The following is a 5,978-nucleotide window of genomic DNA, read 5'->3' on the forward strand; positions in this document are numbered from 1 at the left end:
GGCGAGATCTATCTGCCACCCGTGCCGCTGATTGTGGTGGGCAACATCACCGTGGGTGGCACCGGCAAGACGCCGCTGATTCTATGGATGATCGAGCACTGCCAGCGCAGCGGCCTGCGGGTCGGCGTGRTCAGCCGCGGCTACGGCGCCAAACCGCCGCAATTGCCATGGCGAGTCGAGGCCGAACAGAGTGCCGATGTCGCCGGTGACGAGCCGTTGCTGATCGTCCAGCGCACCGGCGTGCCGCTGATGATCGATCCCAATCGCAGTAACGCCGTCATAGCCTTGCTGGCCAGTGAGCCGCTGGACCTGATCCTGTCTGACGACGGCATGCAGCACTACCRCATGGCCCGCGACCTGGAACTGGTGTTGATCGACGCCGCTCGCGGCCTGGGCAACCGCCGTTGCCTGCCTGCCGGGCCATTGCGTGAGCCGGTCGAGCGCCTGCAAAGCGTCGACGCGGTCCTCTATAACGGGGCGGCGACTGACCGCGATGATGGGTTTGCCTTTCAATTGCAATCCACCGCGCTGGTCAATCTGCGCAGCGGCGAACGGCGTCCCCTCGACCACTTCCCCAGCGGCCAGGCCCTGCACGCGGTGGCCGGCATCGGCAATCCGCAACGTTTCTTCAAGACCCTCGAAACGCTACACTGGCAGCCGGTTCCACATGCGTTTGCCGATCACGCCGAATACAGTGTGCAGGCTTTGAATTTCACGCCGTCATTGCCGTTGGTGATGACGGAAAAAGACGCGGTGAAATGCCGTGCCTTTGCCGCCGCCGACTGGTGGTACCTGGCGGTCGATGCCGTGCCGTCGCCGGCCTTCGTGGCCTGGTTCGACACACAGCTGATGCGCCTGCTGCCGGCTCGTTTGTTGCCTTAACTCCGTTTTTTCCAGGGAATGCTCATGGACACCAAATTGCTCGATATCCTCGCTTGCCCGGTCTGCAAAGGCCCGCTCAAGCTCAGCGCCGACAAGACCGAGCTGATCAGCAAGGGCGCAGGCCTGGCCTACCCGATTCGCGACGGCATCCCGGTAATGCTCGAATCCGAAGCGCGCACCCTGACCACCGACGAGCGCCTGGATAAATGACCACAGCCTTTACCGTCGTCATTCCATCGCGTTACGCCTCCACCCGCCTGCCGGGCAAGCCGTTGCTGCTGATTGCCGGCAAGCCAATGATCCAGCACGTCTGGGAACAGGCGAGCAAAAGCAGTGCCGAGCGCGTGGTGGTGGCCACCGATGACGCGCGTATCGTCGAGGCCTGCAAAGGCTTCGGTGCCGAAGTGGTGATGACCCGTGAAGATCACAATTCCGGTACCGATCGCCTGGCCGAAGTCGCGATGAAACTGGGCCTGGCGCCCGACGCCATCGTGGTCAACGTCCAGGGCGACGAACCGCTGATCCCGCCAAGTGTGATCGATCAGGTCGCCGCCAACCTGGCGGCCCACGCCGAAGCGCGTATGGCCACCCTGGCCGAGCCGATCGAAGACGTGGACACCCTGTTCAATCCCAACGTGGTCAAGGTCGTCAGCGACCTCAATGGCCTGGCGCTGACGTTCAGTCGTTCCACCTTGCCTTGGGCGCGGGATGCCTTCGCCGTGAACCCTGAGCAGTTGCCCGAAGGTGTGCCGTACCGCCGCCACATCGGCATCTATGCCTACCGCGCCGGTTTCCTTCAGGATTTCGTCAGCTGGGGTCCATGCTGGCTGGAAAACACCGAGTGCCTGGAGCAGCTGCGTGCCCTGTGGCACGGCGCGCGGATCCATGTGGCCGACGCACTGATCGCACCGCCAGCCGGTGTCGATACCGTTGAAGACCTCGAGCGCGTTCGTCGCCTGCTGGAGGCGTGATGCGGGTTCTGTTTGTCTGCCTGGGCAACATCTGCCGCTCTCCCACGGCCGAAGGCGTGCTGCGGCACAAATTGCGTGAAGCGGGTCTGGCTGATCGGGTCGAAGTCGCTTCCGCGGGCACCGGTGACTGGCATGTCGGCAAGGCKCCGGACCAGCGCAGTCAGGCCGCGGCGAAGCTGCGTGGATATGACTTGTCCACCCAGCGCGCCCGGCAAGTCAGCCGCGCCGATTTCGCCACCTACGACCTGATCCTGGCGATGGACAACAGCAACCTGCGCAATCTCGAGGCCTTGCAACCGGCCAAGGGCAAGGCCGAGCTGGACCTGTTCCTGCGCCGTTACCAGTCGCCAGTCGATGAAGTGCCGGACCCGTACTACGACGGTGAGCAAGGCTTCGAGCAGGTGCTTGACCTGATCGAGCACGCCAGTGATTTACTGGTGATCGAATTGAAGGGACGGTTATGAGTTTGCAGGTTCAATCGCAGGTTTCGCTCAAGCCGTTCAACAGCTTTGGCGTGGACGTTGAGGCTCGGCTGTTTGCCGAGGCCCATAGCGACGCCGATGTGCGTGAAGCCTTGGCCTATGGGCTGGAACACGAGGTTCCGGTGCTGGTGATCGGCGGTGGCAGCAACCTGTTGCTGACGGCGGATATCGACTCGCTGGTACTGCGCATGGCCACGCGCGGGATTCGCGTGCTGAGCGATGAGGGCGGCAAAGTGGTGATTGAGGCCGAGGCGGGCGAGCCCTGGCATCCCTTTGTGCAACACACACTGTCCCTGGGGTTGTCCGGCCTGGAAAACCTCAGCCTGATTCCCGGCACCGTCGGTGCGGCACCCATGCAAAACATTGGCGCTTATGGCGTCGAGATCAAGGACGTGTTCGCCGGCCTGACCGCCCTCGATCGCCAGACCGGCGAACTGCGCGACTTCACACTGCAAGAGTGCAACTTCGCTTACCGCGACAGCCTGTTCAAGCAGGAGCCGGGGCGTTGGTTGATCCTGCGTGTGCGTTTCACCCTCGACCGCGCGGCGCATCTGCACCTGGAATACGGACCGGTGCGTCAGCGCCTGACCGAACAAGGCATCGAGCATCCGACCGCCAGCGATGTCAGCCAGGCCATTTGCAGCATCCGCAATGAAAAACTCCCGGACCCGGCCGTGCTCGGCAATGCCGGCAGCTTCTTCAAGAACCCCTTGGTGTCGGCGGCGCTGGCTGCGCGGCTCAAGGGTGAGTACCCGGACCTGGTGGCCTATGCGCAACCCGACGGTCGAATGAAACTGGCCGCCGGCTGGTTGATCGAGCGGGCGGGGTGGAAGGGGTTCCGTGAGGCTGACGCTGGCGTGCATAAATTGCAGGCGCTGGTGCTGGTCAACTATGGCGGCGCGACGGGCCTGCAATTGCTGAACCTGGCGCAGCGCATCCAGAAAGACATTTTCGAGCGTTTCCATGTCGATCTGGAAATGGAGCCGAACCGGTATTAAGCTTCCAAGACGAATCAAAAGGCCCTGCACAATGTTTATTGTGCAGGGTTTTTTTGTTAATGCTCGGTTAACTTAGTCAGCTAACGATGCACACTCTTGCTCCACCAAAGGCCCGGTGCAGACATCTGCGTCCGCATAAGAGAGCCCATTAGCCTGAGTCGATCTGCGTGCGACCCATCGAAATCCAGCGGCAGATTGCTCGACCCCATAACTCAAGAACTATGCGGGCGTGCCCATGATTACCCTGAAACTCAATGGTCAAGACCATCAACTCGACGTCACCGAGGACATGCCGCTGCTCTGGGCGATCCGCGACGTGGCCGGTTACAACGGCACCAAATTCGGCTGCGGCATGGGCCTGTGCGGAGCCTGCACCATTCATATCGAAGGGGCTCCGGCACGCAGTTGCATCACGCCCATCGGTTCAGTCGTCGGGCAGAATGTCAGCACCATCGACAACCTGCACGCCGACCCGATCGGCAAAGTCGTGCAGCAAGCCTGGCTCGACACGGCAGTCGCCCAATGTGGCTTCTGCCAGGGCGGGCAAATCATGTCGGCGACGGCGCTGCTCAAGACCAATCCGAACCCGAGCGACGAGCAGATCGAAGAAGCCATGGTGGGCAACATCTGCCGTTGCGGCACCTACAACCGTATCAAGACCGCGATCCGCCAGGCTTCCACTCACCTGAAGGAGGCCAAGGCATGAGCCGGTTACCGAATGATATTGCCCTGAGCAACCTCAGTCGCCGTGGTTTTCTCAAAGGCGTGGGGGTGACCGGTGCGTTGGTGGTCGCCGCGAGTTGGGGTTGGCAGGACGCGTTTGCCGAAGAGAAAGAGAAGAAGTTCGGCGCCGACGGCATGCCCCACGGCTGGGTCGACGATCCGAAAGTTTATGTGAGCATCGCCGCCGATGGCACGGTGACCGTGATCTGCAACCGCTCGGAGATGGGCCAGGGTGTGCGCACCAGCTTGACCATGGTGGTGGCCGATGAGCTGGAAGCCGACTGGGCGATGGTCAAGGTGCAGCAGGCCCCCGGCGATGAAGTGCGTTTCGGCAACCAGGACACCGACGGCTCGCGCAGCATGCGTCACTGGTACGAGCCGATGCGTCGCTGCGGTGCCGCTGCGCGGACCATGCTCGAACAGGCTGCGGCTGCACAATGGAAAGTGCCGGTTGGTGAATGCCATGCGCAATTGCACAAGGTTGTCCATGAGCCTTCTGGCCGCGAAATCGGATTTGGCGCCCTGGCCTCCGCCGCAGGCGCCTTGCCGGTTCCGGCCCGCGACAGCCTGAAACTCAAGCAACCCGAGCAATTCCGTTACATCGGCAAGGAAGGCACCAAGGCCATCGACGGTGAAGACATCGTCAACGGTCGTGCGGTGTACGGCGCCGACGTGCATTTCGACGGCATGCTGTACGCGACCATTGCGCGGCCCACGGTGTATGGCGGCAAAATCAAAAGCTTTGATGGCAGCGCGGCGATGAAGGTCTCCGGCGTGGTCAAGGTGGTGCAGATCGAAAGCCGTCCGTTGCCTTCGGAATTTCAACCGCTCGGCGGGATCGCCGTGGTGGCGAGCAATACCTGGGCGGCGATCAAGGGCCGCGAGGCGCTGATAATCGAGTGGGACGACGGCCCCCATGCCAGCTACGACTCGATCGCCTATCGCAAGGAACTTGAAGCTGCCTCGCTCAAGCCCGGCAAGGTGGTGCGCAATACCGGCAACATCGACAAGGCCATGGCCAGCGCCGACAGCACCCTGGAAGCCTCCTACTATTTGCCGCATCTGTCACAGTCGCCGATGGAACCGATGGTCGCCATTGCGCGGTTCACGGACGGTGCCTGTGAAGCCTGGGGGCCAAGCCAGGCGCCGCAGGTCACCCGGGAGCGGATCGGTGAACGCCTGGGCCTGCCGTTCGACAAGGTCACGTTCAATGTGACCTTGCTGGGTGGCGGGTTCGGGCGCAAGTCCAAGCCTGACTTCATCATCGAAGCCGCCATCCTCGCCAAGGAATTCCCCGGCAAAGCGGTGCGGGTGCAATGGACCCGCGAAGACGACATCCATTGTTCCTACTTCCACACCGTTTCGGCCGAATACCTCAAGGCCAGCCTGAACAAGGATGGCCTGCCGTCCGGCTGGTTGCACCGTACGGTGGCGCCAAGCATCACTGCGTTGTTTGCACCGGGCATGAACCATGAGGCAGCGTTCGAACTGGGCATGGGATTCACCAACATGGCGTATGCGATCCCCAACATTCGCCTGGAGAACCCCGAAGCAACGGTGCACACCCGCGTCGGCTGGTATCGCTCGGTATCGAACATTCCCCATGGCTTCGCGATCCAGAGTTTTATCGATGAGCTGGCGCACRAGGCCGGGCAGGATCCGCTGAAGTACCAGATCAGACTGCTCGGTCCGGACCGTCAGATCGATCCGCGCACCTTGAGTGAAGAGTGGAACTACGGCGAATCCCCCGAGCGTTATCCGATCGACACCGCGCGCCTGCGCACGGTACTGGAGACCGCCGCCAAGGCCGCCGGTTGGGGGCGCGAGTTGCCCAAGGGTCGCGGTCTGGGACTGGCGGTGCATTACAGCTTCGTGACGTATGTGGCGGCGGTGATCGAAGTGGAGGTGAAAGACGACGGTAC

At 62.3% G+C, this 5,978-nt stretch carries 7 protein-coding genes; all 7 read left to right on the forward strand.

Annotated features, from left to right (window positions below):
• On the forward strand, positions 1–882 hold an 882-nt coding region (lpxK, locus tag ACXRVY_RS14890; protein ID WP_458237665.1), incomplete at its 5' end, for a tetraacyldisaccharide 4'-kinase.
• 24 nt (positions 883–906) lie between these two features.
• Positions 907–1,092: a Trm112 family protein gene (locus ACXRVY_RS14895; RefSeq protein ID WP_003179363.1), complete on the forward strand. Its 186-nt coding sequence runs from the start codon at positions 907–909 to the stop codon at positions 1,090–1,092.
• Positions 1,089–1,853 (forward strand): 3-deoxy-manno-octulosonate cytidylyltransferase, encoded by a 765-nt coding sequence (gene kdsB / locus ACXRVY_RS14900; RefSeq protein ID WP_223459620.1) that lies wholly within the window; start codon positions 1,089–1,091, stop codon positions 1,851–1,853. Before ACXRVY_RS14895 ends, kdsB begins: the two co-directional genes overlap by 4 nt.
• Entirely contained in the window at positions 1,853–2,317 is a 465-nt protein-coding gene (locus ACXRVY_RS14905) for a low molecular weight protein-tyrosine-phosphatase (protein ID WP_223459618.1), read from the forward strand. Before kdsB ends, ACXRVY_RS14905 begins: the two co-directional genes overlap by 1 nt.
• Positions 2,314–3,333, forward strand: coding sequence for a UDP-N-acetylmuramate dehydrogenase (murB, locus tag ACXRVY_RS14910; RefSeq protein WP_223459616.1), 1,020 nt, complete (start codon positions 2,314–2,316; stop codon positions 3,331–3,333). Before ACXRVY_RS14905 ends, murB begins: the two co-directional genes overlap by 4 nt.
• 235 nt (positions 3,334–3,568) lie before the next feature.
• Entirely contained in the window at positions 3,569–4,039 is a 471-nt protein-coding gene (locus ACXRVY_RS14915; protein ID WP_008046998.1) for a (2Fe-2S)-binding protein, read from the forward strand.
• Positions 4,036–5,978 (forward strand): molybdopterin cofactor-binding domain-containing protein (locus ACXRVY_RS14920; protein WP_458237666.1); only part of this gene is annotated, 1,943 nt, incomplete at its 3' end. The genes ACXRVY_RS14915 and ACXRVY_RS14920, both read left to right, overlap by 4 nt.

The organism is Pseudomonas sp. P5_A2_2 (assembly GCF_054177685.1).